The sequence below is a fragment of the Comamonas sp. Z1 genome (assembly GCF_008121555.1).
GTDB lineage: Bacteria > Pseudomonadota > Gammaproteobacteria > Burkholderiales > Burkholderiaceae_C > Comamonas > Comamonas thiooxydans.
The window spans coordinates 23,601-47,385 of record NZ_VOQT01000005.1 but is presented as its reverse complement, the minus strand read 5'-3'; the positions used below and the strand labels follow the sequence as shown (position 1 = coordinate 47,385).

The 23,785-nt window shown below is 63.8% G+C and carries 24 protein-coding genes; 5 read left to right on the top strand and 19 right to left on the bottom strand.

The window, feature by feature from the left end:
* Nucleotides 1-141 precede the first annotated feature (141 nt).
* The 3 genes from FSY45_RS27825 to FSY45_RS11180 all read right to left on the bottom strand — a co-directional run bounded on the left by FSY45_RS27825 (nt 142) and on the right by FSY45_RS11180 (nt 3,434).
* The gene (locus FSY45_RS27825; protein ID WP_003059044.1) at nt 142-279 is read right to left on the bottom strand and encodes a hypothetical protein; all 138 of its coding nucleotides are present in this window, start codon (nt 277-279) and stop codon (nt 142-144) included.
* A gap of 220 nt (nt 280-499) precedes the next feature.
* A complete protein-coding gene (locus tag FSY45_RS11185) occupies nt 500-1,492 on the bottom strand; it encodes a porin (protein WP_046460971.1) in 993 nt (330 codons plus the stop codon).
* A gap of 259 nt (nt 1,493-1,751) precedes the next feature.
* Nucleotides 1,752-3,434: an MFS transporter gene (locus tag FSY45_RS11180; protein WP_046460970.1), complete on the bottom strand. Its 1,683-nt coding sequence runs from the start codon at nt 3,432-3,434 to the stop codon at nt 1,752-1,754.
* Between the two features lie 292 nt (nt 3,435-3,726).
* On the opposite strand from FSY45_RS11180, the gene FSY45_RS11175 reads away from it, so the two are divergent.
* Nucleotides 3,727-4,035 carry a DUF485 domain-containing protein gene (locus FSY45_RS11175; RefSeq protein ID WP_003061686.1) on the top strand — a complete coding sequence of 103 codons (309 nt, stop codon included), beginning with the start codon at nt 3,727-3,729 and terminating at the stop codon, nt 4,033-4,035.
* The gene (locus FSY45_RS11170; protein WP_003061684.1) at nt 4,032-5,765 is read left to right on the top strand and encodes a cation acetate symporter; all 1,734 of its coding nucleotides are present in this window, start codon (nt 4,032-4,034) and stop codon (nt 5,763-5,765) included. The genes FSY45_RS11175 and FSY45_RS11170 overlap by 4 nt, the downstream gene beginning before the upstream one ends.
* Before the next feature lie 92 nt (nt 5,766-5,857).
* Here the strand turns inward: FSY45_RS11170 and FSY45_RS11165 are convergent, their stop codons facing one another.
* On the bottom strand, nt 5,858-6,778 hold the full coding sequence (locus tag FSY45_RS11165) for a LysR family transcriptional regulator (protein WP_046460969.1): 921 nt from the start codon (nt 6,776-6,778) through the stop codon (nt 5,858-5,860).
* An 83-nt stretch (nt 6,779-6,861) separates the two neighbouring features.
* Between FSY45_RS11165 and FSY45_RS27820 the strand changes: the two genes are divergently transcribed.
* Both FSY45_RS27820 and FSY45_RS11160 read left to right on the top strand, forming a co-directional pair.
* The gene (locus FSY45_RS27820) at nt 6,862-7,023 is read left to right on the top strand and encodes a hypothetical protein (RefSeq protein WP_003061681.1); all 162 of its coding nucleotides are present in this window, start codon (nt 6,862-6,864) and stop codon (nt 7,021-7,023) included.
* A 109-nt stretch (nt 7,024-7,132) separates the two neighbouring features.
* Nucleotides 7,133-8,251, top strand: a complete 1,119-nt coding sequence (locus tag FSY45_RS11160; RefSeq protein ID WP_046460968.1) for an NADH:flavin oxidoreductase/NADH oxidase — start codon at nt 7,133-7,135, stop codon at nt 8,249-8,251.
* Between the two features lie 244 nt (nt 8,252-8,495).
* On the opposite strand, the gene FSY45_RS11155 is transcribed toward FSY45_RS11160, so the two are convergent.
* The 3 genes from FSY45_RS11155 to FSY45_RS11145 form a co-directional block, all read right to left on the bottom strand.
* The gene (locus FSY45_RS11155; protein WP_046460967.1) at nt 8,496-9,419 is read right to left on the bottom strand and encodes an NAD(P)-dependent oxidoreductase; all 924 of its coding nucleotides are present in this window, start codon (nt 9,417-9,419) and stop codon (nt 8,496-8,498) included.
* Nucleotides 9,416-10,102 (bottom strand): diguanylate cyclase, encoded by a 687-nt coding sequence (locus FSY45_RS11150; RefSeq protein ID WP_046460966.1) that lies wholly within the window; start codon nt 10,100-10,102, stop codon nt 9,416-9,418. Before FSY45_RS11150 ends, FSY45_RS11155 begins: the two co-directional genes overlap by 4 nt.
* Before the next feature lie 180 nt (nt 10,103-10,282).
* Nucleotides 10,283-11,275 carry a tripartite tricarboxylate transporter substrate binding protein gene (locus tag FSY45_RS11145; protein ID WP_046460965.1) on the bottom strand — a complete coding sequence of 331 codons (993 nt, stop codon included), beginning with the start codon at nt 11,273-11,275 and terminating at the stop codon, nt 10,283-10,285.
* A gap of 131 nt (nt 11,276-11,406) precedes the next feature.
* Here FSY45_RS11145 and FSY45_RS11140 point away from each other — a divergent pair, with 131 nt between their 5' ends.
* Nucleotides 11,407-12,165 (top strand): IclR family transcriptional regulator, encoded by a 759-nt coding sequence (locus FSY45_RS11140; protein WP_003061673.1) that lies wholly within the window; start codon nt 11,407-11,409, stop codon nt 12,163-12,165.
* 170 nt (nt 12,166-12,335) lie between these two features.
* On the opposite strand, the gene FSY45_RS11135 is transcribed toward FSY45_RS11140, so the two are convergent.
* The 12 genes from FSY45_RS11135 to FSY45_RS11080 all read right to left on the bottom strand — a co-directional run bounded on the left by FSY45_RS11135 (nt 12,336) and on the right by FSY45_RS11080 (nt 23,771).
* Nucleotides 12,336-13,109 (bottom strand): glucose 1-dehydrogenase, encoded by a 774-nt coding sequence (locus FSY45_RS11135; protein WP_046460964.1) that lies wholly within the window; start codon nt 13,107-13,109, stop codon nt 12,336-12,338.
* A 144-nt stretch (nt 13,110-13,253) separates the two neighbouring features.
* Nucleotides 13,254-13,889, bottom strand: a complete 636-nt coding sequence (locus FSY45_RS11130) for a 2-hydroxychromene-2-carboxylate isomerase (protein WP_046460963.1) — start codon at nt 13,887-13,889, stop codon at nt 13,254-13,256.
* Nucleotides 13,890-13,911: 22 nt separating this feature from the next.
* Entirely contained in the window at nt 13,912-14,202 is a 291-nt protein-coding gene (locus FSY45_RS11125) for a DUF1289 domain-containing protein (RefSeq protein ID WP_046460962.1), read from the bottom strand.
* Nucleotides 14,199-14,696, bottom strand: coding sequence for a YbaK/EbsC family protein (locus FSY45_RS11120; RefSeq protein ID WP_003061666.1), 498 nt, complete (start codon nt 14,694-14,696; stop codon nt 14,199-14,201). Before FSY45_RS11120 ends, FSY45_RS11125 begins: the two co-directional genes overlap by 4 nt.
* A gap of 46 nt (nt 14,697-14,742) precedes the next feature.
* Nucleotides 14,743-15,309 (bottom strand): DUF2799 domain-containing protein, encoded by a 567-nt coding sequence (locus FSY45_RS11115; RefSeq protein ID WP_003061664.1) that lies wholly within the window; start codon nt 15,307-15,309, stop codon nt 14,743-14,745.
* 23 nt (nt 15,310-15,332) lie between these two features.
* Nucleotides 15,333-16,241 carry a hydroxymethylglutaryl-CoA lyase gene (locus tag FSY45_RS11110; RefSeq protein WP_046460961.1) on the bottom strand — a complete coding sequence of 303 codons (909 nt, stop codon included), beginning with the start codon at nt 16,239-16,241 and terminating at the stop codon, nt 15,333-15,335.
* A gap of 167 nt (nt 16,242-16,408) precedes the next feature.
* Nucleotides 16,409-17,332 (bottom strand): glyoxylate/hydroxypyruvate reductase A, encoded by a 924-nt coding sequence (locus FSY45_RS11105; RefSeq protein WP_046460960.1) that lies wholly within the window; start codon nt 17,330-17,332, stop codon nt 16,409-16,411.
* 178 nt (nt 17,333-17,510) lie between these two features.
* Nucleotides 17,511-19,547 carry an acetyl/propionyl/methylcrotonyl-CoA carboxylase subunit alpha gene (locus FSY45_RS11100; RefSeq protein WP_003061659.1) on the bottom strand — a complete coding sequence of 679 codons (2,037 nt, stop codon included), beginning with the start codon at nt 19,545-19,547 and terminating at the stop codon, nt 17,511-17,513.
* A gap of 58 nt (nt 19,548-19,605) precedes the next feature.
* Nucleotides 19,606-20,358, bottom strand: coding sequence for a DUF4126 domain-containing protein (locus FSY45_RS11095; protein ID WP_003061657.1), 753 nt, complete (start codon nt 20,356-20,358; stop codon nt 19,606-19,608).
* Nucleotides 20,359-20,419: 61 nt separating this feature from the next.
* Complete coding sequence (locus FSY45_RS11090; RefSeq protein ID WP_046460959.1) at nt 20,420-21,202, bottom strand: enoyl-CoA hydratase/isomerase family protein; 783 nt, start codon at nt 21,200-21,202, stop codon at nt 20,420-20,422.
* Nucleotides 21,199-22,143, bottom strand: a complete 945-nt coding sequence (locus FSY45_RS11085; protein ID WP_046460958.1) for a S9 family peptidase — start codon at nt 22,141-22,143, stop codon at nt 21,199-21,201. The genes FSY45_RS11090 and FSY45_RS11085 overlap by 4 nt, the downstream gene beginning before the upstream one ends.
* 20 nt (nt 22,144-22,163) lie before the next feature.
* Nucleotides 22,164-23,771 (bottom strand): carboxyl transferase domain-containing protein, encoded by a 1,608-nt coding sequence (locus FSY45_RS11080; RefSeq protein ID WP_046460957.1) that lies wholly within the window; start codon nt 23,769-23,771, stop codon nt 22,164-22,166.
* Between the last annotated feature and the right edge of the window lie 14 nt (nt 23,772-23,785).

The window sequence follows — 23,785 nt, the reverse complement described above, 5'->3', positions numbered from 1 at the left end:
GGTCTTTTCTATGGAGGCCAAACATTCTAGGCAGTCCTGACAAGAGCCTGGGGTGCGCATGTGCATTACCGTTTCAACGTGCAGCCAGGGCCTCCACAAAAAAGCCCCGGCTGGCGGGACTTTGATCGAGAGCTGCTGCCCTCATTTGGATTCTGCCGGTGCATGAATCGCATCCGCACCATGCTTTTCTCCACTCATATCCACCTTGTCGCCCGCCTTCATGATGACAAACAGCGCCACGGCAGCAAACACCACAAAACCAATCGCCAGCTTCCACATATCAGTCTCCAGAGTGTTATGAATAAGCAGCTGGTGCAGCCGCTCGTGCCACGCCAGTCAGCACGACCATTGAGCCTGAGCGAGTTTGCGCGTGGCTTACTGCCAGACAGGCTGCACATAAGAAAAAACCCCATGCCTTGCGACATGGGGTATGAACTTGGAGTAATGGTCTGCATTATCAGCTGCAGCTGCTGGAGACACCGCTTACGCGGTGCACAAATTAGAAGTTGTGGCGGATACCCACGGCGATGGAGCTGAAGTCCTTGCCAGCTGGTGCGTTATATGCAGCACCGCTGTCGTTGTTCACACGGGTGTAGTAACCGTAAACCTTGGAGCGCTTGCTCAGGTTGTAGTTGTAGCCCAGAGTCCACTGGGTAGCTGCGGAGTCGGCAACCTTGCTCCACTTGTTGGCGTGACCAACGTTCACGTGGAACTCGGAAGCGCCCATGGTGTACATACCGGACAGGCGGAAGTTGTTGCGTGTGCCGATCAGGTCTTGGTCATTGCGCTGGTAGTAGGCGCCAACCGTGAACTGACCAAATGTGTACAGACCGCGCAGTGCGGCTTGCCAGTTATCGCCCACCTTGCTGAAACCGGCACCCAGGTGCAGAGGACCGGTGGCGTAGTTGGCGGCCAGATCGTAGCCGTTCTTGCGGGGACCGACCGTGGGGTCCTTCTCGTGCATGGACACGGAGGCATCCACCGTCAGGCCGCCCATGCTGGGAGTGCGATAGCCGATCTTGTTCTTGGTGCTCAGACCGCCGAACCAGACGGGATCGTAGTACAGCGCATCGGAAGAAGAACCGGTGTTGTGGTTGTGCATGCTGATGTAGTCAGCAGTTGCGTAGTAGGACTCGGGAACGAAGTTACCCAGACGGATCATGCCGAAACCGCCGGACAGGTTCACTTCGCTCTGACGTGCAAAGGACATGCCGGTGGTGGGGTGGGTCCAGGCGGAACCGGTACCGGTGTCGGAGTTGAAGCCGGACTCCAGGGTGAAGCCTGCCTTCAGGCCGCCACCCAGATCCTCGGTACCGCGAATGCCCCAGCGGGAAGCATTGTTGTACAGGCCGGACACCGACTCATCACCCACCTTCTGGCGTTCGACTGTGGTGTTGATACGGCCATACAGCGTCACGCTGCTCTGTGCCATTGCGGTGGTTGCGCCCATCACAGCCAGTGCGGCCAGTGCGATGCGAGTCATCTTGGTCATTCAATGCTCCTATGTTCTGGGATAGTGTTTTTTGCACCGCATTGGCTTGTAGGTTGTTGGCCCTCTCGCGGCTAGGTGTGATTCTAGGTTGCCCCCTCTCAAAAGCATGATTTCCATCGCAAAAAAGTAACGCAATGATGCTTTGTTGCCACACTGCTGTAACCCATTAGTGCCGAAGCAAACAAAAAAGACCTGCAAAGCACAAGCCTTGCAGATCTTTGATGCGATGCTGCATAAATTGCAGCATCAGCGCCCGGCATCAGTCTTCGGCGTAGATGTCGCGATCCTTGGTTTCGGGCACGAACAGCGTACCGATCACGGCCGTCACACCAGCGATGATGATGGGGTACCAGAGACCGTTGTACATATTGCCGGTCTGCGCCACGATGGCGAAGGACATGGTGGGCAGCAGACCGCCAAACCAGCCGTTGCCGATGTGATAGGGCAAGCTCATCGAGGTGTAGCGGATGCGTGTCGGGAACAGCTCCACCAGCATGGCCGCGATGGGGCCGTAGACCATGGTCACCAGCAGCACCAGATAGGTCAGGATCACGACCATCATGACCTTGTTCATCTTGGCGGGGTCGGCCTTGGTGGGATAGCCATCCTTGGCCAGTTCTTCAGCCACAGTCTTCTTGAACGCACCGTCCTTGGCCTTGGCGTCTTCAGGGCTCAGGCCCTTGAGCGAGAACGAAGGAATCTCGGTCGCACCGATACGGATCATGGCCTGCGTGCCTGCAGCAGCCTCTTCGGTTTCATAACTCACGGAACCCGCAGCCAGCACCTGCTTGGCCACGTCGCAGGAACTGGTGAACTTGGTCGTGCCTGTGGGGTTGAACTGGAAGGAGCACTCCGCAGGATCGGCCACGATGACCACCTTGTTCTTGGCTTGAGCCGCAGCCAGGTCTGGGTTGGCGGCTTCGGTCAGCGCCTTGAAGACCGGGAAGTAGGTCAACACGGCCAGAATGCAGCCCAGCATGATGATGGGCTTGCGACCGATCTTGTCGGACAGCGTGCCGAAGATCACAAAGAAAGGCGTGCCGATCAGCAGTGCGGCGGCAATCATCAGATTGGCCGTCACGGCATCGACCTTGAGCTGCTGCGTCAAAAAGAACAACGCATAGAACTGGCCGGTATACCAGACCACAGCCTGGCCGGCAGTCAGGCCGACCAGCGCCAGAATCACGATCTTGAGGTTCTTCCACTGACCGAACGACTCAGTCAGAGGCGCCTTGGACACCTTGCCCTCGGCCTTCATCTTCTGGAAGGCTGGAGACTCGGACAGCGTCATGCGAATCCAGACCGAGATGGCCAGCAGCAAAATGGAAACCAGGAAGGGAATACGCCAGCCCCAGTCGGCAAACTTCTCTTCGCCCATCGAGGTACGCACACCCAGAATCACCAGCAGCGACAGGAACAGGCCCAGCGTTGCCGTGGTCTGAATCCACGAGGTGTAAGCACCGCGCTTGCCATGCGGCGCATGTTCTGCCACATAGGTGGCAGCGCCGCCGTACTCACCGCCCAGGGCCAGACCTTGCAGCATGCGCAGCGCGATCAGGATGACGGGAGCGGCCACGCCAATGCTGGCGTAGTTGGGCAAGATGCCGACGATGAAGGTGGACAGGCCCATGATCAGAATCGTCACCAGGAAGGTGTACTTGCGCCCGATCATGTCGCCCAGACGGCCGAACACCAGCGCGCCGAAGGGGCGCACGATGAAGCCTGCCGCAAAGGCCAGCAACGCGAAGATGAATGCCGATCCTGCATCCAGACCGCTGAAGAACTGCTTGGCGATGATGGCTGCCAGAGATCCGTACAGATAGAAGTCGTACCACTCGAAAACGGTTCCGAGGGAAGACGCAAAGATGACTTTGCGCTCTTCCGGGCTCATCGGCCTTGGGGCCGATTTACCTCCCATATGTGCTGTCGCATTGATGGCCATGTTTGTCTCCTAGGTTTTGGAATTTCAGGCGCTGCCAACTCACCTGTTTGCCCAATATCAAAGCGACAACTGACCGCTAACTTACAAAAAAATGCTTCTCAAAAATTCAAGACTGGGCATTACCCGACCCTCTCCGCACTTACCCGGATTGGTTTTTTTTTGATGTGAAAAACCAGGGGCAAACACCGATATCGTAAGTAAGGAGACGGTCAGACGGGCTTCTCAGAATGCATCGCAAGCAAGCCACCGAGCACCTGATGGCAGGCTGGAAAACTTCAAAGGAGACAACGCTGTGCGAGACCCGGTGATAGAGACCATCCAAAGCAACCCCGCCTACCAGCAGCTGCGCCGCAAGCGCAATCGCCTCGGCCTGGCGCTGACCGTCCTGATGCTGATCGTGTACTACGGCTATGTCGCGCTGATCGCATTCGACAAGGAATTCCTGGCTCGGCCCATAGGCGCTGGAGTGACCACGCTGGGCATTCCCATCGGCATGGGCGTCATCATTTTTTCCGTGATCATTACCGGCCTCTATGTGCGCCGCGCCAACAACGAGTTTGATCAGCTCACCCGCGACATTCTCAAAGGCATCAAGCAATGAAGCAGCGCATCTCTTCCCAATGGCTGGCGGGCGCTGCGGCGCTGGTCGCGACAGCTCCCGTGCTGGCCGCTGGCGGCGACGTCGGCAACGCCGCCAAGCAGGCCACCAACTGGACGGCCATCATCATGTTCACCGCCTTTGTGGTGGCAACCCTGTGGATCACCAAATGGGCGGCGGGCCGCACCAAGTCGGCTTCCGATTTCTATACTGCAGGCGGCGGCATCACCGGCTTTCAGAACGGTCTGGCGATTGCGGGCGACTATATGTCCGCCGCCTCCTTCCTGGGCATCTCGGCCTCCGTCATGGCCAGCGGCTATGACGGCCTGATCTACTCCATCGGCTTTCTGGTCGGCTGGCCGATTCTGACTTTTCTGCTGGCGGAACGCCTGCGCAATCTGGGCCGCTTCACTTTTGCCGACGTGGCCGGCTACCGTTTCGAGCAAAAGCCCTTCCGGATTTTTGCCTCCTGCGGCACGCTGGTCGTGGTGGCCTTCTATCTGATTGCCCAGATGGTGGGCGCAGGCCAGCTGATCAAGCTGCTGTTCGGTCTGGACTACTGGATTGCCGTGGTGCTGGTCGGCGGCCTGATGATGATCTATGTGCTGTTCGGCGGCATGACGGCCACCACCTGGGTGCAGATCATTAAGGCCTGCCTGCTGCTGGCCGGCGTGACCTTCATGGGCTTCATGGTGCTGGCCAAGTACGGCTTCAGCCCCGAGGCACTGTTTGCCGAAGGTGTGAAGGTTCGCACCCAGATCGCCGCAAATGGCGGCGCAGAGCCATCCGTGGCGGAAAAGCTCGGCCTGGCCATCATGGGTCCGGGCGGCTTCATCAAGGACCCGATCTCCGCCATCAGCTTCGGCATGGCGCTGATGTTCGGCACCTTGGGCCTGCCCCACATCCTGATGCGCTTCTTCACCGTGCCTGACGCCAAGGAAGCACGCAAGAGCGTGTTCTGGGCCACGACCTGGATCGGCTACTTCTATGTGCTGATCTTCATCATCGGCTTCGGCGCCATCACCCTGGTGCTCACCAACCCCGAAATGGCGGACACGGCCAAGGGCGTGATCCACGGCGGCGCAGGCACGGCCAATATGGCGGCCGTGCTGGTGGCCAAGACCGTGGGCGGCGATGTGTTCTACGGCTTCATCTCGGCCGTGGCCTTTGCCACGATTCTCGCCGTGGTCGCAGGTCTGACCCTGTCCGGCGCCTCGGCCGTCTCGCACGACCTCTACGCCACCGTCATCAAGAAGGGCAAGGCCGACAGCGCCTCCGAACTCAAGGTCTCGCGCATCACCACGCTGTGCCTGGGCTTTGTGGCCGTGCTGCTGGGCATCGTGTTCGAGAAGCAGAACATCGCCTTCATGGTCTCGCTGGCCTTTGCCGTGGCGGCTTCGGCCAACTTCCCGCCGCTGCTGCTGTCCGTGCTGTGGAAGAACTGCACCACCAAGGGCGCCGTCATCGGCGGCTTCATGGGCCTGGTCTCCTCCGTGGGCCTGACCATTGTGTCGCCCTCGGTATGGGAAGGCACCTTGGGCAACCCGGCCGGCTCGGCATGGTTCCCCTACGCCTCGCCTGCACTGTTCTCCATGGCGATCGGCTTCTTCGGCGTGTGGCTGTTCTCCGTGCTCGACAAGAGCGCTCAGGCTGCCAAGGAGCGCGCCGTGTTCCCTGCGCAGCAAGTGCGTTCGGAAACCGGTCTGGGTGCGGCAGGCGCATCCGGCCACTGATGATGTGAATGGCCCGGCGCCATGCCGGGCCCCGGCAGGAATCTGCCCTCACCTCGGCCCGCAGAAACCGCCACGGTTTCTGCGGGCCGCGCTCATTCCACGTCCATCCCGCCGGCCTGCGCCAACTCGAACAACAGCTCTCGCGCCCACTGGTGCCCCGCAGAGCGATGGGTGCGCGCATGCCAGGCAGCCGTCTTGGTGAAGCCCGGAATCTCCAGCGGCGGATCCAGCACTACCAGCCCCGAGTCGGGCTTGACCAGACGCCGCGGCACGACGGCAATCAGATCGCTGCTGCGCAGGATTTCGGGCAGCACCAGAAAGCTGGTCACGGACAGCGCCACGCGCCGGCGCCGCCCCAATCGCTCCAGCGCCTCGTCCGTCACACCATGAAAACCGCCTCCGTCATAGGACACCAGCGCATGGTCCAGAGCGCAGAAACGCTCCAGTGACAGGCCACGCCGGCGCGCATCGGGATGGCCCTGGCGCATCACGCAGACATAGCGTTCATCGAACAGCCGGCGCGCATGCAGATCGGGGGCCGTGCGCTCCGGCGTAACCAGCGCCAGATCGATATCGCCGCGCTCCAGTCGCTCGTGCAGCGGCAGATGCTGTGCCGGTACCACGGCCACACACAGACCGGGCGCGCGTTGGCGCAACACGGCCAGAAACGGCAGCACCACCGCCTGCAGCGCGTAATCCGTGGCGGCAATGCGCAGCGTCATATGTGCTGTGGCCGGATCAAAGGCCTGGGGACGCAGCAGCGCTTCGGCATTGCACAGCAATTCCTTGAGCGGCCCTGCCAGTGCCAGCGCGCGCAGCGTGGGGGCGATGCCGCGCTGCGTGCGCACTAACAAGGGATCGTCGAAGCTCTCGCGCAGCCGCGTCAGCATGCCGCTGACCGCCGGCTGGGTCAGCGCCAGACGCTCGGCCGCGCGCGTCACGCTGCGCTCGTCCAGCAGCGCATCCAGGGCCTTGAGCAGATTCAGGTCCAGACTCTTGATATCAGTCGGCATGATTTCACAAATCAGAAATATCGATTGGATTTATTTCATCACAGACCCCATCATTTCCCCACTCCCTTCGACAGAAGCCCTGCATGCACCGCATTCACTGGCCCGCCGACTACATGCCGGGCAACACCGAAAACTTCGCCTCCGGCGAGATCATTGCCCAGGACCTGTATCCGCCGCTTTCCGAACCCGCTTTCCTTGATTTTTTGATAGCTGTCAGCAACTTCATTCATTGGGTTTCAGATTGATTTCATTCTGAAAACAAGCAATGAAAAGCGCTAGTCGCTATCAAACCTTTTGCATCCTGCATTGCCACAGGACTGCTGGCTCACTCCATTCGCACCACCGCTACTTCGCATGTCTGCACTCTTTACCCCTTTCACCCTCAAAAGCCTGACCCTGCGCAATCGCATCGCCATTCCGCCGATGTGCCAGTACAGCGCCGTGGACGGTCTCACCAATGACTGGCACCAGGTCCACTACGCCTCCATGGCGCGCGGCGGCGCGGGGCTGGTGATTGTCGAAGCCACGGGCGTGTCGCCCGAGGGCCGCATCTCGCCCGACTGCACCGGTCTTTGGAACGACGGCCAGATCGAAGGCATGTCGCGCATTGCCGCCGGCATCAAGGCCGCAGGCGCTGTGCCCGGCATCCAGATCGGCCATGCCGGACGCAAGGCCAGCGCCAACAATCCCTGGGAAGGCGACGACCATATTGCCGAAGGCGATGCCCGAGGCTGGCAGCCGATTGCGCCATCGGCCATCGCCTTTGGCGGCGGTCTGCCCCGTGTTCCCCGCGCTATGACGCTTGCGGACATCGCCCGCGTGCAGGACGACTTTGTCGCGGCAGCCCGCCGCGCCCTTGCGGCCGGTTTCGAATGGCTGGAGCTGCACTTTGCCCACGGCTATCTGGCGCAGAGCTTTTTCTCGCCCCACAGCAACCAGCGCGACGACGCCTATGGCGGCAGCTTCAGCAACCGCGCCCGCTTTCTGCTGGAGACCGTGGCCAAGGTGCGCGAGGTCTGGCCCGAGCATCTGCCGCTGACAGCGCGTTTCGGCGTCATCGAGTACGACGGCCGCGACGAAGAAACCCTGGAGGAATCCATCGCCGTCACGCGCCAGATGCGCGAGCGCGGCCTGGACCTGCTCAATGTCAGCGTCAACTTCGTGATTCCCGATGTGAAGATTCCCTGGGGAACGCCCGCCTTCCTCGCTCCCATTGCCCAGCGCGTGAGCCGCAGCGCCGGCCTGCCCGTTGCCTCAGGTTGGGGCATGGATGATCCACAGATTGCCGAGCGCATCGTGGCAGACGGCCAGGTGGACCTGGTGATGATCGGCCGCGCCCATCTGGCCAACCCGCATTACACCTATCAGCTGGCGCAAAGCCTGGGCGTGGACCGCCCCGACTGGACCTTGCCCGCACCCTATGCCCACTGGCTGGAGCGCTATCGCGGCGCGGCCAAGCAGGCCGCAGCCTGAGTCGGCCGTCGCCCCTCGACGCGCCACAGATATCGACCGCAAGGAGGCCGGGCTGCCTGCGCTCCTGCGCTCCCGCGCCATGCAGTCGGCCAAGGTTTTCACCGGCGGCCCGCCCCACGACCTGCACCGCAGAACTGGACGCCACCGCGCGCTAGGGCGGGAAAGAGCGCACCGCATCGATGCCTCACCCGCCCGCAGCAAAGCCCGCAACCAGTCTCATCGGCCTTGCAAGGCAGGCGCCGGCTCAGGAGACGCTCGCGCGCTCCAGCACCGCCAGCACGTTGCGCGCCGCTCCCACTCCCATGTTCACATAGGCATCCGAGGTCACGCCGCCGATGTGCGGGCTGAGGATGAAACCCGGCTGGTGCAGGAACGGGTGGCCAGCCGCCATGGGCTCAACGGCAAAGCTGTCCAGGCCCGCGGCGCTGACCTGGCCTTGCTGCACGGCGGCCAGCAGCGCGGCCTCGTCGATGAGACCGCCGCGCGCGGTGTTGACCACAATCACGCCGCGCCTACAGCACGCCAGGGTTGTGGCGTTGAGCAGATTGCGGTTGTCGTCGGTCAGCGGGCAGTGCAGCGAGATCGCATCGCTTTCGCGCCACAGCGTATCCAGGTCCACGGCCTGCACGTAGCTGGGCAGCTGGCCCGCAAAGGGATCAAAGCCGATCACGCGCATGCCCAGTGCATCGGCCATCTTCGCAAAGCGCAGGCCTATGGCGCCCAGGCCGACCAGGCCCACGGTGCGCCCGGCCAGCTCCAGGCTTTTGTGCGTGGCCTTGTCCCAATGGCCGGAGTGCATGCGCGAGTCCAGTTGCACCACCGACTTGGCGCAGGCCAGCAGCAGGGCCAGAGCCTGTTCGGCCACGGCCGCCGCGTTGGCGCCAACCGCAGCCACGACCTCGATGCCGCGCTGCGCGGCCTCGGCCTTGTCTATGGTGTCCGTGCCGCTGCCGTGCTTGGAAATCACCTTGAGCGAAGGTCCGGCGTCCATGACCGCAGCCCCCACCTTGCCGTAGCGCACGATGATGGCGACGGGATCATGCCGGCGGCACAGGGCCACCAGGTCTTGCTCGGTGGGCGTCTTGCCCGCGTAGACTATGTCGTGGCCTTGCAGCAAATCCAGTGCCTGCTGCGCCAGGTCAGCGCCCGTGACGATGATGGTGCTCACAGCGTCTCTCCTTCCTTGAGCACGCCGGCCGCGCGCAGCGCAGCGGGCAGCCACCTCGAGGCCGTGTCGCCGCGGGCGATGGCCTCGATGCGCGCGGCCTCGTCGACCACTTTCCTGTCGGCCAGCGCCAACATGGCGGGCGCCTTGGCGCGCTCGATCACGACCACGCCGTCGGCGTCGCCCACCACCAGGTCGCCCGGGTTCACCGTCGCACCGCCGCAGGAGATGGGGTGGTTGATGCGACCGGGCACGAACTTGGTCGGACCTGCAGGATTGAAGCCGGCGCTGAACACCGGAAAGCCAAGCTCCAGCAGCTCGAGCTTGTCGCGGATCGCGCCATCCACGATCACGCCGCCAAGGCCTGTCTTCTTGCAGGCGCTGAGCATCAGCGTACCCATCAGGGCCGCAGTCTGGTCTCCCTTGCCGTCGATGACCAGGATATCGCCGGGCTTGGCCAGGGCGATGGCGGCGTGGATCATCAGGTTGTCTCCGGGGCGCACCTCGACGGTGAAGGCCGGACCGGCGAGCTTCATATCCTGATGCACGGGCGCCACGCGTGCGTTCATGGTGCCGCGGCGGCCTGCCACGTCGGCCAGGATGGCGGCCTGGAAGCTCGATGCCTTCTGGACGACCTCGGCGCTGACGCGCTCGATGTCACGGATGATTTCTGAAAGTTGGCTCATGATGGTTAGGTCCGCGGTTCGGTCCGGTTGCAGGGGTGAAAGTAAAGAAGGAGCAGGAGTGGCAGGGCGCACGGCGTCCTGCCCACAAGGGCACATGCCAGACATATGCGCCAGGCATGGCGCGCCAGGTGGGCTGGGTGGGTGGCTTGTTGGCGCGATGACGCGGTGGCGTGATCGGACTCAGTCCAGGCTGGCGCCCGAGTCCTTGACGATGCGGCCCCAGCGCGGCACCTCGGTGCGCAGCAGCTGGGCAAAGGCCTGGGGCGTGCCGCCCAACACATCGCCGCCCTCGGAGCGCAGTTTCTCGGCCACATCGGGCTGCTTCAGGGCCAGGTTGATGGCCTTGTTGAGCTGCTGCACGATGGCCTCGGGCGTGCCCGCGGGCGCCAGCACGCCGTACCAGGAGCTGGCCTCGAAGTCCTTGTAGCCGAGCTCGGCCAGCGTGGGCGTGTCGGGCAGCTGGCTGGAGCGCGCCAGCGAGGTCACGACAATGGGTCGCAGCTTGCCGTTGCGCACCTGGCCCAGCAGCGTGGGAATGGCGGACATGTACAGGTCGATCTGTCCGCCCACCAGGTCCGTCATGGCCTGGCCTGCTCCCTTGTAGGGCACATGGCGCAGGCTCATGCCCGAAATCTTCTGGGCCTGCTCGCCCGCCAGATGAGCCACGGTGCCGTTACCCGAATAGCCCAGGGTGATGCCGTCGGGCCTGGCCTTGGCCGCCGTCACCAGCTCGGCAAAGGTCTTGTAGGGCGTGTTGGCGGGAGCGGCCATGACGATGGGCGCCGAGGACACCAGGGCCACGGGCGCCAGGCTCTTGATCGGGTCGTAGGGCAGTTTGGCGTAGAGCCTGGGGTTGATGGCGAGATTGCTGGTCTGGCCCATGACCAGGGTGTAGCCGTCGGGCGCGGCCTTGGCCGCGGCGTCCACGCCCAGGTTGCCGCCCGCGCCGGGGCGGTTGTCCACCACCACGCTCCACTTGTTCTGCTCGGCCATCTTCTGCGCCACGGTGCGCGCAATCATGTCCGTGCCGCCGCCGGGCGGGAACGGCACGATCAGGCGGATCGGCTTGGCCGGATAGGCGGGCTGCGCCAGCGCGCCGGCGAAGGGGGTGACTACGGCCACGATGCCGAGCACGGCGGCATGCAAGGCGCGCGAAAGCGGGCGAAAGTTCATCTGTTGTCTCCTGTTGGTCGCTTTGAAGCGTGTTCTGATGCGTGCGGCCGGAAGCCCGACCGCTGGAGGCGACTTTAGGCAAACGTTTCAACCCATACAATGCTGTTTCGTAGAATGAAACACATTGCATCATGAGCAACCCAACCCAATCCGCACAGAAGTCCGGCGACGGCGTCATTGCCGTCACCCGCGCACTGCAGCTGCTAGAGGCCTTTGCGCTGGGCGAATCGCATCTTTCGCTGGCCGAACTCAGCCGGCGCTGCGGCCTGCACAAGACCACGGTGCTGCGGCTGGCGCGCACGCTGGCCCGGTCGGGCTACATGGTGCAGCGCGAGGACGGGGAATGGCGGCTGGGTCCTTCCTCGGGCTGGCTGGGCGCGCGCTACCAGGCAGGCTTCGATGTGCAGAACGTGCTGGAGCCCGCGCTGCGCGAGCTCACACAACTCAGCGGCGAGAGCGCCGCCTTCTACGTGCGCGAGGGCCATGTGCGTACCTGCCTGGTACGCGTGGAAGGGCCGCAGGCCCTGCGCCACCATGCGCGCATGGGCGAGGGGCTGCCACTGGACAAGGGCTCGCCGGGCCGCGTCATCCTCGCGTTCTCGGGCGAGCCCGGCGAGATCTACGAGCAGATCCGCCAAAAGGGCTACCACTGCTCCATCGGCGAGCGCGAGCAAGGTGTGGCGACGGTCTCGGCGCCGGTGTTCGGCATGCACTGGCGGCTCATGGGGTCGGTCTGCATCTCGGGCCCCGCATCGCGACTGCCCGAGGCCAGGCTCGAAGCCCTGGCCCGGACCGTGATCGCCGCAGCCAACAAGCTGTCCTATGCGCTGGCCGGCAACTCCGCCACACCGGCCGCCAGCCCTGTGCGCGCGACGCAGTGGCATCCCTGAGGGCAGGAAACCAGCCCCCGAAAGGATTCATTTTTGTCGGAATGAAGGTTCAAAAAACAATAGCTTTTCTCGCTTATTGAAATTGAAACTCAGATACTTTTGCATCTGAATTACTTATCCATAAAGCGGCAGAAGCTATCTTTTTATGCAATGACTGCGCTCGGGTGAGCTCAGCGCGCCCAGGCGCAACCGCCATCCACGACCAGGGTGGAGCCCACCACATAGTCGCCGGCGCGCGAGGCCAGGAAGATGGCGGCGCCAGCCATATCCTCGGGCTCGCCGATGCGGCCCAGGGGCACGCGCCCCGCGGCCTCGTCCGCATGGTCGCGCGCGTTCTTGTTCATCTCCGAGGCGAACGGGCCGGGCGCGATGGCGCTGACCACGATGCGCTCGGGCGCCAGGCGCAGGGCCATGCGCTTGGTCAGGTGGATCAGGCCGGCCTTGCTGGCCGCGTAGGAGTAGGTCTCCCAGGGGTTGACGGAGACGCCGTCGATGGAGGCAATGTTGATGACCTTGGCCAGCTGCGCGCCCGCGGCCGACTTGCGCAGCATGGGCGTGAGCGCCTGGGTCAGGAAGAAGGGCGACTTCATGTTCAGGTCCACGACCTTGTCCCAGCCGCTTTCGGGAAATTCGTCATAGGGCGCACCCCAGGCCGCGCCCGCGTTGTTGACGAGGATGCCCAGCTCGCCTTCGTGCGCCGCATAGGCATCGACCAGCGACTTCACGCCGTCCATGGTGGACACGTCGGCGGGCAGCGAAACGCAGTGGCCCAGCTCCGACAGCTCGCGCGCCGTCTGGTCGCAGGCCTCGGCCTTGCGCGCCGAGATGTACACGCGCGCGCCCTGGCGCACAAAGCCTTCGGCGATCATGCGGCCGATACCGCGCGAACCACCGGTGACAAGAGCCGTGCGGCCCTTGAGCGAAAACATCTGCAGGGTATCCATGGTGCGGTCTCCTTGATGGTCTTGAAAACCGCACCAGCTTATGCAAGGCCCGCCACGCCCGGCGTCGCCTAGGCGCCATGGCCGATGCCAGAGAGAAAGCACCGTCCTGCGTGTCGATCCCGGCTCCGGCCCGTACCTGCCGCCCTACTCCAGCCCCCAGGACACGCCGGCTGCGGCCTCCCACTGCTGCGCAAACCACTCATCGCCACGCAGATAGGCCTGCAACATGGGCAGGCCATCCAGGCCCCAGAATACATGGCCGTCCACTACCCAGGCCGGCACGCCGAACACGCCGGCCTGCTGCGCCTGCTCCGTATTGCTGCGCAGCCATTGCTTGACCTCGGCACTGTCCTCTTCCTTGCGCAACTGCTCCTTCAGCTGCTCGCGCAGCTCCTGCAGGCGCTGCGCATCATTGGCCTCCTGGCCACCCTGCCAGACATGCTGCATCACGGCCTGCGCCACAAAGCGGTTGATGCTGCCGTCACGCCCATGGGCCAGCGCCAGCCGCAGCAGCGGCAGCGGCTTGAACGGATGCCGGGCCGGCATCTGCAGAGGTATGCCCAGCGACCGGCCAAGCCATGTGACATGGCGGTAGGTCCAGGTGCGCTTTGCAGGAATACCGGCCGGTCCGGGGTTGGCATTGCCTTGCAGCAAGGCACCCAGCAGCACCGGGCGGTAATCAACGTGATAGCTGAGCCCTTGCAGCGCCTTGGGCATTTGCTCCAGCGCCAGCCATGCATAGGGCGACACAAAGTCCAGATAACAGGTGATGTGCTTCATGTCGGCTCTCCTCAAAGGGTGATCAAATCTCGGCTTTGCGCGGGTCCTCGAGGCCGGCGCGCTGCAGCAGTTGGCCCCAGATCTCCAGGCGCAGCTCGGCATCACCCTTGGACCAGGCGCGAATCTCGTCAATGGTTCTGAAGCAGCCCTGGCAATGGCTGCGGTCCGCCGTCATGCGGCAGACGTTGATGCAGGGCGAAGCCACGGGCTGGTCGGCCTCGGCCCAGACCAGGGCCACTTCGGCCTTGGCGGCAAGTTGTGCCAGTTGCTGAGCCTGCTGGGCCTGCTGTTCCTGAAGAAGTTCGGTACTCATGCCTGCTCCACCACATCCGACCAGGGGGCGGCAGTAAGAGCCTGCAGCTGCGCAGGCGATGCGGGAAACACGCCGTGCGGATGGCCTGCTGCGGCCCACACCGTCTCGAAGCGCTGCAACTCGGCATCCATCAAGGTCACTACCTTGGTTGCATGGGCCACGGGGCTGACGCCGCCAATCGAGAAGCCGGTGCTGGACTTGACGAAATCCGCATCGGCGCGACCGACCTTGCCCACCAGCTGCGTCACTTTCTTTTCATCGACACGCCTGTCGCCCGAGGCCACGACCAGCACGGCCGCGCCATCGCTCCTGCGCTTGAAGATGATGCTCTTGGCCACCTGCCCGACCAGAATGCTGAGCTGATCGGCTGCCTCCTGGGCGGTACGCGCCGCGCCGTCCAGCATCTGCGGCGCATGCGGATGACCGGCATCCTGCAAAAAGCGGCTGACGCGCTGCACGCCTTCCGGCAGCGCATGAAGTTCTGACCCACACATGATGTTTTCCTGAAAATCGCGCCGCCATCCGGCAGCGTCACGGCCCCTACTGTGCCAGCTTGAGCCTGAGCTGCACCAGCTCCAGCTGCAAATCACGCAGGTCTTTCTGGACATAGGCGATATGTCCGGCACTGTTCTTGGCGTCACGCGCCTCGCGCAGCTCTTTTTTCTTGGCCTCGATGCGGCGCTCCAGCTCAAGCACCGACTGCCTGTCCTGATAGCGCTCGCGCGCCGGCGCATAGCCTTGCAAAAACGCGGCCTCCAGCGGCGCCGGGCAATAGCCCAGCTGGAACTTGCGGCCGGCTTCCGCATAGGCCTTGCCGCTTTCCGGGGTGCAGAAATCCTGCAGGCCGCGCAGCCAGCCCTGCTGATAGGCCCGCGCATCCATCTGCACGCCCTGGTCCTTGCAGGCCTTGAAGTGGCGTCTGGCGCGGGTGGACAGGTCCAGCCTGCCGTCCATGGCATCGAGCTGGCCCAGATAGGCCCAGTCCGTGTCCCTGCACTCCTGGGCATCCATGCCGGCGCAGCCGCCCAGCAGGGCAGCTGCCGCCAGACACAGGGCCAGTGAAAAACGTGATCTTGCTTGCATGGCGGCGATGGTAACAACGCCCATGCCTGCCCGGGCCGGGCTTGGCCTCAACCCGCGCGCTTGGTCAGCAAGGCCTTGGCCACGCGCGACTGCGTGGGGCGACCCAGATGCTCGCTGATGAACTGGCCCGCATCGATCAGCTTGTCGAGGTCGATGCCGGTCTCTATGCCCATGCCCTGCAGCAGATAGACCACGTCTTCGGTGGCCACATTGCCCGTGGCGCCCTTGGCATAGGGACAGCCGCCAAGGCCTGCGACCGAGGACTGGAAGTTCCAGACCCCCAGATCCAGCGCCGCCAGCGTGTTGCTCAGGGCCTGGCCATAGGTATCGTGGAAATGGCCGGACACCTGGTCGATATCGAAGTGCGCCAGCGTGGCCTCCAGCGCCTTCTGCACCTTGACGGGCGTGCCCACGCCAATGGTGTCGGCCACGTCCACACGCTGCACGCCGATATTCTTCATGAGCCCGGCCAGATAGCCCACCTTCTCGGGCGCGATCTCGCCTTCATAAGGGCAGCCCACGGTACAGCTCATGGCGCCGCGCACGGCAATGCCGGCCTGAAGGGCCGCCTGCACCACAGGCGCAAAGCGCTCTATGCTCTCGGCAATCGAGCAGTTGATGTTGCGCTGGCTGAAAGCCTCGCTGGCCGCACCGAACACCACGATCTCGTCGGGCTTGCCGGCCAGCGCGGCCTCGAAGCCCTTGAGATTCGGCGTGAGCACCGAATACAGCACCCCGCCTCGGCGCGCTATTCCAGCCATGACTTCGGCGTTGTCCGCCATCTGCGGCACCCATTTGGGCGACACATAGCTGGTGACCTCGATCTCCTTGAGGCCGGCGTCCTGCAGGCGCTGCACCAGCTCGATCTTGACGGCGGCAGGCACAGGCTGCTTTTCGTTTTGCAGGCCGTCGCGCGGGCCCACATCGATGATCTTGACGCGTGCGGGGTATTTCATTTCGTTCTCCTATCGCTTCTTTACCTGAACCACTGAACAATCCCCCGTCGCAAGAGACGCCCAGCAAGGGCCTGGGCGGCCCCGCCGCCCCACAGCGTTGGCGTCGTCCCCCTTCCGCAGAGAAAGGGGGAAGCCGCTAAGCCGCCTAGGCGCAACGGCTCAGGGGGTTAATACCCTTTTCTCAGATCGACTCGACCTGTGACGGGCTCGCCCCGGCTCATGGCTGCGACCTTGCCCACGATCTGGGCAATGCTGTCCGCCGCCAGCGTGCGGGCCGAGGTATGGGGGGTGAGAATGATTCTGGACTGCTTCCAGAACGGGTGATTCTCGGGCAGCGGCTCCTCGCGGAACACATCCAGCATGGCGCCGCTGACATGGCCGGACTCGATCTGCGCAATCAGGTCGGCATCGACCACATGGCCGCCGCGCCCCACATTGATCACATAGGCTCCGGGGTGCAGCAGCGCCAGCGTGCGGGCGTTGATGATGTCGCGGGTCTCGTCGTGCAGCGGCAGCAGATTGACCAGAATGCGCGTCTCGGACAGAAAGCGGTCCAGGCTGTCCATGCCGCTGAAGCATTCAACGCCCTGCAGCTCGCGCGGCGAGCGGCTCCAGCCATTGACCTTGAAATCGAACACCGTCAGCGCCCTGGCCACGCGCTCGCCCATCTTGCCCAGGCCCATCACGCCCACGGGATAGTCCACCCGCCTGGGGTTGCGCTGGTGCTGCCACAGGCCTTGCGCCATATCGGCCTCATACTGATCGAGGCCACGGAAGAAGCGGATCACGGCCTGGGCCACATACTCGGCCATCTGCACGGCCATGCCCGCATCTTCGAGGCGGTAGACGGGCAGCTCGGCGGGAATGCGCAGCGGCAGCAGCGCATCCACGCCCGCGCCGATGTTGAACATGGCCTTCAGGCCGGCCGCCTGCTCGTCAAGAAACTGCTGGGGCGGCGCCCAGACCAGTGCATAGTCGGCCTGGGGCGCGCCCGGCTCCCAGATGGCAATCTCCGCGCCCGGCAGCGCGTCATGCAAACCTTTGAGCCAGGGTTCCGGCCGCGTATCGTCACAGCAAAATAAGACTTTCATGGATGCGAAGCCTAACGCTTTGGCATTCCTGCTGCAGACGCGGATGGCCAATGGACAACTATCAAAAAAGAAGCATCCTGCGCTTTATCTGTATTGATTTCATCATTGAAAGTGACTGAATTCATGGATAGTCCAGCACAAGCTGCTCTTTTTGTTAAACAGTTCAACCCTGGGCGGATCAGGCGGCAACCTCGATGCGCAGCAGCTCGGCGCCTTCGCTGACCTGGTCGCCAGGCACATACAGCAGCTCCAGCACCACGCCATCGCCAGGGGCGGCAATCGTATGCTCCATCTTCATGGCCTCCATCACGGCCAGCGGCTGGCCCTTGCTGACCTTGTCGCCGGCCTTGACCGTGAAAGACACCACCTTGCCGGGCATGGGCGCAGTCAGGCGACCGCCTTCATGGCCGGTATCGCCGGCGTGGGCCAGTTGGTCAACCACGGTGATCTGGGTACTGCCCGCCTCGGTGAAGATGGACAGCTGGTCGCCCTGGGCATGGACCACGACCACCGTGCGCTTGCCGTCCAGGCCCAGCTCCAGCCGCCCGTCGGCCAGCGCGCGCCACTGCAGCGCGGCATCGCTGCGGCTCTCGCCCTCGCCAATGCCTAGCTGATAGGTCTGCGCCGCCTGCGTGTCGCGACCATAGGCCAGGCCGGCCGTGAAGTCCTCGCCGCGGTAGGCAAAGCCGAAGGAGCGCACATAGCGGCCCGACATGCGCCAGCCGTCGCGGCGGCTGAAGGGGTCGACGCCCTGGCCTGCCTGCTCGCCCTGCAGCTGCCAGGCCATGGCAGCGGCGACGGCCAGGTCGCGGCCCACGAAATCCTTGCCGAACAAGGCCTCGCGCTCGCGCTCGATCAGCGCGGTATCGAGCAAGGCATTGGAGAAAGCCTGGCTCTTCACCACCTGGCGCAGAAACTGCACATTGGTCGTCAGGCCCACGATATGGGTCTGGGCCAGCGCCGCGTCCAGACGCGCCAGCGCCTGGGCGCGGTCCTCGCCATGGACGATGAGCTTGGCGATCATGGAGTCGTAGAAGGGGCTGATCGCGTCGCCCTCGCGCACGCCGTCGTCCACTCGCACATCGCTGATCTCGAAGCTGCTGCATTCTGGCTTGCGATAGACGGCCAGATGACCGGTGGCGGGCAGGAAGTTGTTCTCGGGGTTCTCGGCGCAGATGCGTGCCTCGATGGCATGCCCCAGGATACGAAGCTGCGACTGTGCCTTGGGCAAAGGCTGTCCCGAAGCCACCAGCAGCTGCCACCGCACCAGGTCCTCACCAGTGATGGCTTCGGTCACGGGGTGCTCCACCTGCAACCGGGTGTTCATTTCCATGAAGTAGAACTTCATGGCTTCGGGCTGGTCGTAGCCGCCGGGCTGCTCGACGATGAACTCCACCGTGCCCGCGCCCACATAGTTCACGGCCTTGGCGGCGGCCACGGCGGCCTCGCCCATCTTCTGGCGCAGCGCGGCAGTCATGCCCGGCGCCGGCGCTTCCTCGAGCACCTTCTGGTGGCGGCGCTGCACCGAGCAGTCGCGCTCGAACAGATAGACGCAGTTGCCTTGTGTATCGCCAAACACCTGGATCTCGATATGGCGCGGACGCAGCACGTATTTCTCGATCAGCACGGCATCGTTGCCGAAGCTGTTGATGGCCTCGCGCTTGCAGGACTCCAGCGAAGCCGCAAAGTCCTCGCTCCTTTCCACCAGCCGCATGCCCTTGCCGCCACCGCCCGCGCTGGCCTTGATGAGCACGGGATAGCCGATGCGGTCGGCCTCGCGTTGCAGCAGCTCGGGGTTCTGGTCGTGACCGTGATAGCCTGGCACCAGCGGCACGCCGGCTTTTTCCATCAGTTGCTTGGACTCGGCCTTGAGACCCATGGCGCGAATCGCACTGGCGGGCGGGCCGATGAAGACCAGACCAGCCGCCGCGCAGGCATTGGCAAAGTCTTCGTTCTCGGAGAGAAATCCGTAACCAGGGTGAATGGCTTCGGCACCCGTGGCCTGGGCGGCCTCCAGAATGCGCTCCCAGCGCAGATAGCTGTCCTTGGGCGCACTGCCGCCGATGTGCACGGCCTCGTCGCAGGCCGCGACATGCTTGGCCCTGGCATCGGCATCCGAATACACGGCCACGGTCTTCACACCCATGCGACGGGCGGTGGCGGCTACGCGGCAGGCGATTTCACCTCTATTCGCAATCAGAATTTTCTTGAACATATCGTCTCCGTTTATCGGTCAAATCACCACTCAGCGCATATCCATCAAACGCAAGCAGCTATGTTTTTTGCAAGGGTTCCTGCGCATCGCCAGTGCCGCGCAGGCGTCGAAAAATCGCCTTGAGAAAGCGCCAAAGCGCCCAGATCACCAGCCACATCGCAATCACCACGACCAGCAGCACTGCGGCAAACACCAGCGGATTGGTCAGCGCCAGCCAGATGGCGCCCAGCGACACCGTGTCTTCAGCCAGACTGGCTCCCAGGTTGGAGAACGGTTCGGGCGAGGTGTTGATGAGGGCACGCGTGGTGGTCTTGGCGGCCTGGCTGGTCGCGGCCAGCGTTCCGCCCATCAAGGCGGCAGCCATGGCCATGGTGGTGCTGTCGGCAGCAAAGACCGAGGCCGCCAGCGCCGCCCCGGCGGGAATGCGCAGCACGCTCTGGAACAGGTCCCAGACCGAATCGACCACGGGAATCTTGTCGGCAAAGAACTCCACGAACAGCAGACCGCCGCTGATGACCAGCACCATGGGATGCTGCAGCACATGCAGACCGCCGGGCAGCGGCATCAAACCACTTGCACCCAACAGGCCCACGACAAACACCACGGCATAGAGGCGAAAGCCGCTGGCCCAGCCCAGAGCCGCGGCCAGCGCAAGCATCGAGGCCATGTCCATCTGCCCCACGGCTTGCCCGGCCCTGGCAGCCACATCTCCGACCTGGCCGGCAGCATCGCCCACGGCCCTGGCCGTTTCGGGGTCGATATGCAGGCCGATGCGGTGCAGCCAGTCGATGATGGTTTGCCAGATATCCATGGTGTTCATTCCTTATGTCTCGCCCGGACTCTAAAGCGCCCCGGACACAAGGTTTGTCATCTCATCCGGGCAGCCAGTTGGGTTTGCGCTTGTTGAGAAAGGCCTGCACGCCTTCCTTGCCTTCGCTACTGGCGCGGATGGTGGCAATCGACTCCACAGTCGCCGCAATCAGCTGCTCGCTGATCTCGCGCTCGGCCATGTCCAGCACCAGGCGCTTGCAGGCCCGCACCGCTGCGGGGCCGGCGCTCAGCAAATGCTTGAGCCAGCCGTCGACCACGGCGTCCAGCCCGTCGGCATCGACCACCTCATGTACATAGCCGATGCGATGTGCCTCCTGCGCCGAAAAGCGCTCGCCCGTGAGAAAGTAGCGGTGCGCAGCCCTGGCACCCATGGCGCGGATCACATAGGGGCTGATGGTGGCGGGAATCAGGCCGATCTTGACCTCGCTGAGACAAAAGCCCGCCGTATCAGCCGCCACTGCCATATCGCAGCAGGCCACCAGGCCCATGCCCCCCGCATAGACATCGCCCTGCACACACGCAATCGTGGGTTTGGGGCATTCGTAGATGACGCGCAGCATCTCGGCCAGCAGACCCGCATCAACGCGGTTTTCGTCGCGCGAGTAATCGGCCATGCGGCGCATCCAGTTCAGGTCCGCGCCCGCGCAGAATGCGGGTCCTTCGGCGGCCAACACCACGGCGCGCACATCGGCACGCTCGCCGACCTGGAGGAAGGCGGCGGTGATCTCGGCAATCGCCGCATCGCTGAAGGCGTTGCGAATGGCGGGCTGAGCCAGCGTGACGCGGGCGATGCCGCCATCCACGGTCAAAGTCAAAGCAGTCATGGCTTGTCTCCCAGTGAGTTAGGGCGTTGCAGTTGCGCAGCCGCCGTACCCGGCAGCAGCTGCATCAGGAATTCACGGACCTGCGGCAACCATTGCCCGATATTGGCTGCACGGTCAAAGAACTGGTGTCCCTCAGCGCCGCTGGATGGAGCAAACACCAGTTTCAGGTTCTGGCCTGCGGCCAGATAGCTTTCAGCCATCTTGCGCACCAGCGGCGGGCGAAAGTAGCTATCGTTTTCGGCATAAATCCACAGCTGGGGCACACGGCTGGTGGCGGCAAAGCCGGCCACGGTCTTGAGCAGTTGCGCCTCGCCGCAAACCGCGGCTTTCTCACGCATCTGCGGCTGCGAACCGCGGCCGCCGGCAAAGTTGACGACGCCGCGCAAGCCCACGGGCTGCTGCGCCGCCAGCGCCAGCGACGCAAAGCCGCCGGCAGACTTGCCCAGCAGCAGCACATGCGAGCCATCGACATAAGGCAGCTTTTGCCCGTAAGTCATGATGGCCGCCACATCGCGCGCTGCCTCCTGGGCCGCATGGGCGTAGTCGGGGTCATCGCAGCTGCCGTAGCGGTCGGCCAGAGGACCATCCGATGCGCCATAGCCGCGGCGCAAGCCCGTCACCACCACATAGCCCAGCTCGGCCAGAGCGCGCGCCTGCGGGCCGTAGCGATCGCGCATGGTTTCGCGCGCCTCTTTGCCGCTGGGTGTGCCATGGTTGAGCACGATCAATCCCCAAGGACCCTGCCCATGAGGACGATAGACATGACCTGCCAACTCGGCGCTGTGCGCGGGCGAATCGCCGCTCGCTGGCACCCAGACCGGAATGCGCGCGTCCATGCGCTGCACCGCTGGCTCGGCAGCGCCAGCCATGGGCATGGGCATGGCCAGCGCAGCCGACAGCAGGACTGGCGGCAAGCAGGTGAGGAAATGGCGACGCGACATGATTGGCAGCCTCTAGCCGCTTACATGCGGAATACGCCGAAGCGCGTGTCCTCAATCGGCGCATTGCGTGCCGCAGCCAGGCCCAGCGCCAGCACGCGGCGCGTGTCGGCGGGATCGATCACGCCGTCGTCCCAGAGACGCGCCGTGGCGTAATAGGGATGGCCCTGGTCTTCATACTGCTGGCGAATGGGCGCCTTGAAGCGCTCCTCTTCTTCGGCACTCCAGCTGCCGCCCTTGGCTTCGATGCCGTCGCGCTTGACGGTGGCGAGCACGCTGGCCGCCTGCTCGCCGCCCATGACGCTGATGCGCGCGTTGGGCCACATCCAGAGAAAACGGGGCGAATAGGCGCGGCCGCACATGCCGTAATTGCCCGCGCCAAAGCTGCCGCCGATGATGATGGTGAACTTGGGCACCGCAGCCGTGGCCACGGCCGTGACCAGCTTGGCGCCATGACGGGCAATGCCTTCGTTTTCGTATTTACGGCCGACCATAAAGCCCGTGATGTTCTGCAGGAACACCAGTGGCACCTTGCGCTGGCAGCACAGCTCGATAAAGTGTGCCCCCTTGACGGCCGACTCGGAAAACAGAATGCCGTTGTTGGCGATGATGCCGACCTGCATGCCCTCGATGCGCGCAAAGCCGCAGACCAGGGTGTTGCCGAAGCGGGCCTTGAACTCGTCGAACTGGCTGCCGTCCACGATACGGGCGATGATCTCGCGCACATCGAAGGGCTTGCGCGTATCGACGGGAATCACGCCATACAGCTCTTCGCTCTCGAACAGCGGCGCCGCAGGCGCATGGTCGGTCTGCGACTGGGGCTTGTCCTTGTTCAGGTTTGCCACTGCCTGGCGTGCCAGCGCCAGTGCATGCAGATCGTTCTCGGCCAGATGGTCGGCCACACCCGACAGGCGCGTGTGAACATCGCCGCCGCCCAGGTCCTCGGCACTGACCACCTCGCCGGTGGCGGCCTTGACCAGAGGAGGGCCGCCCAGGAAGATGGTGCCCTGGTTCTTGACGATGATGGACTCGTCACTCATGGCCGGCACATAGGCGCCGCCTGCCGTGCACGAGCCCATGACCACGGCGATCTGGGCGACGCCCTGAGCGCTCATATTGGCCTGGTTGTAGAAGATGCGGCCGAAGTGCTCGCGGTCGGGGAAAACCTCATCCTGATTGGGCAGATTGGCACCGCCCGAATCGACCAGATAGATGCAGGGCAGACGGTTCTGCGCGGCCACTTCCTGCGCGCGCAGATGCTTTTTCACCGTCATCGGGTAGTAGGTTCCGCCCTTCACGGTGGCGTCGTTGCAGACGATCATGCAGTCCACGCCGCTGACGCGACCCACGCCGACAATCACGCCAGCGCCCGGCGCATCGTTGTTATACATATTGAGCGCGGCCAACGGCGACAGCTCCAGAAACGGCGTGCCGGGGTCCAGCAGCCGCTGCACGCGCTCGCGCGGCAACAGCTTGCCGCGCGCCACATGCTTGGCGCGCGCGGCTTCATTGCCGCCCAGCGCGTTCTGATCGCAGCGTGCATGCAGCTCATTGACCAGCGCCTGCATGGCAGCGGCGTTGGCCAGGAAATCTGCCGAACGCGGATTCAGTTGTGTGCCCAGAATGCTCATCGCTTGCCTCTTGT

Bases quoted from the DNA above. Each gene is read 5' to 3' on its own strand.
- FSY45_RS27825 (WP_003059044.1), bottom strand. From the start codon at position 279: ATGTGGAAGCTGGCGATTGGTTTTGTGGTGTTTGCTGCCGTGGCGCTG.
- FSY45_RS11185 (WP_046460971.1), bottom strand. From the start codon at position 1,492: ATGACCAAGATGACTCGCATCGCACTGGCCGCACTGGCTGTGATGGGC.
- FSY45_RS11180 (WP_046460970.1), bottom strand. From the start codon at position 3,434: ATGGCCATCAATGCGACAGCACATATGGGAGGTAAATCGGCCCCAAGG.
- FSY45_RS11170 (WP_003061684.1), top strand. From the start codon at position 4,032: ATGAAGCAGCGCATCTCTTCCCAATGGCTGGCGGGCGCTGCGGCGCTG.
- FSY45_RS11165 (WP_046460969.1), bottom strand. From the start codon at position 6,778: ATGCCGACTGATATCAAGAGTCTGGACCTGAATCTGCTCAAGGCCCTG.
- FSY45_RS27820 (WP_003061681.1), top strand. From the start codon at position 6,862: ATGCACCGCATTCACTGGCCCGCCGACTACATGCCGGGCAACACCGAA.
- FSY45_RS11160 (WP_046460968.1), top strand. From the start codon at position 7,133: ATGTCTGCACTCTTTACCCCTTTCACCCTCAAAAGCCTGACCCTGCGC.
- FSY45_RS11150 (WP_046460966.1), bottom strand. From the start codon at position 10,102: ATGAGCCAACTTTCAGAAATCATCCGTGACATCGAGCGCGTCAGCGCC.
- FSY45_RS11145 (WP_046460965.1), bottom strand. From the start codon at position 11,275: ATGAACTTTCGCCCGCTTTCGCGCGCCTTGCATGCCGCCGTGCTCGGC.
- FSY45_RS11140 (WP_003061673.1), top strand. From the start codon at position 11,407: ATGAGCAACCCAACCCAATCCGCACAGAAGTCCGGCGACGGCGTCATT.
- FSY45_RS11135 (WP_046460964.1), bottom strand. From the start codon at position 13,109: ATGGATACCCTGCAGATGTTTTCGCTCAAGGGCCGCACGGCTCTTGTC.
- FSY45_RS11130 (WP_046460963.1), bottom strand. From the start codon at position 13,889: ATGAAGCACATCACCTGTTATCTGGACTTTGTGTCGCCCTATGCATGG.
- FSY45_RS11125 (WP_046460962.1), bottom strand. From the start codon at position 14,202: ATGAGTACCGAACTTCTTCAGGAACAGCAGGCCCAGCAGGCTCAGCAA.
- FSY45_RS11120 (WP_003061666.1), bottom strand. From the start codon at position 14,696: ATGTGTGGGTCAGAACTTCATGCGCTGCCGGAAGGCGTGCAGCGCGTC.
- FSY45_RS11115 (WP_003061664.1), bottom strand. From the start codon at position 15,309: ATGGGCGTTGTTACCATCGCCGCCATGCAAGCAAGATCACGTTTTTCA.
- FSY45_RS11110 (WP_046460961.1), bottom strand. From the start codon at position 16,241: ATGAAATACCCCGCACGCGTCAAGATCATCGATGTGGGCCCGCGCGAC.
- FSY45_RS11105 (WP_046460960.1), bottom strand. From the start codon at position 17,332: ATGAAAGTCTTATTTTGCTGTGACGATACGCGGCCGGAACCCTGGCTC.
- FSY45_RS11100 (WP_003061659.1), bottom strand. From the start codon at position 19,547: ATGTTCAAGAAAATTCTGATTGCGAATAGAGGTGAAATCGCCTGCCGC.
- FSY45_RS11095 (WP_003061657.1), bottom strand. From the start codon at position 20,358: ATGGATATCTGGCAAACCATCATCGACTGGCTGCACCGCATCGGCCTG.
- FSY45_RS11090 (WP_046460959.1), bottom strand. From the start codon at position 21,202: ATGACTGCTTTGACTTTGACCGTGGATGGCGGCATCGCCCGCGTCACG.
- FSY45_RS11085 (WP_046460958.1), bottom strand. From the start codon at position 22,143: ATGTCGCGTCGCCATTTCCTCACCTGCTTGCCGCCAGTCCTGCTGTCG.
- FSY45_RS11080 (WP_046460957.1), bottom strand. From the start codon at position 23,771: ATGAGCATTCTGGGCACACAACTGAATCCGCGTTCGGCAGATTTCCTG.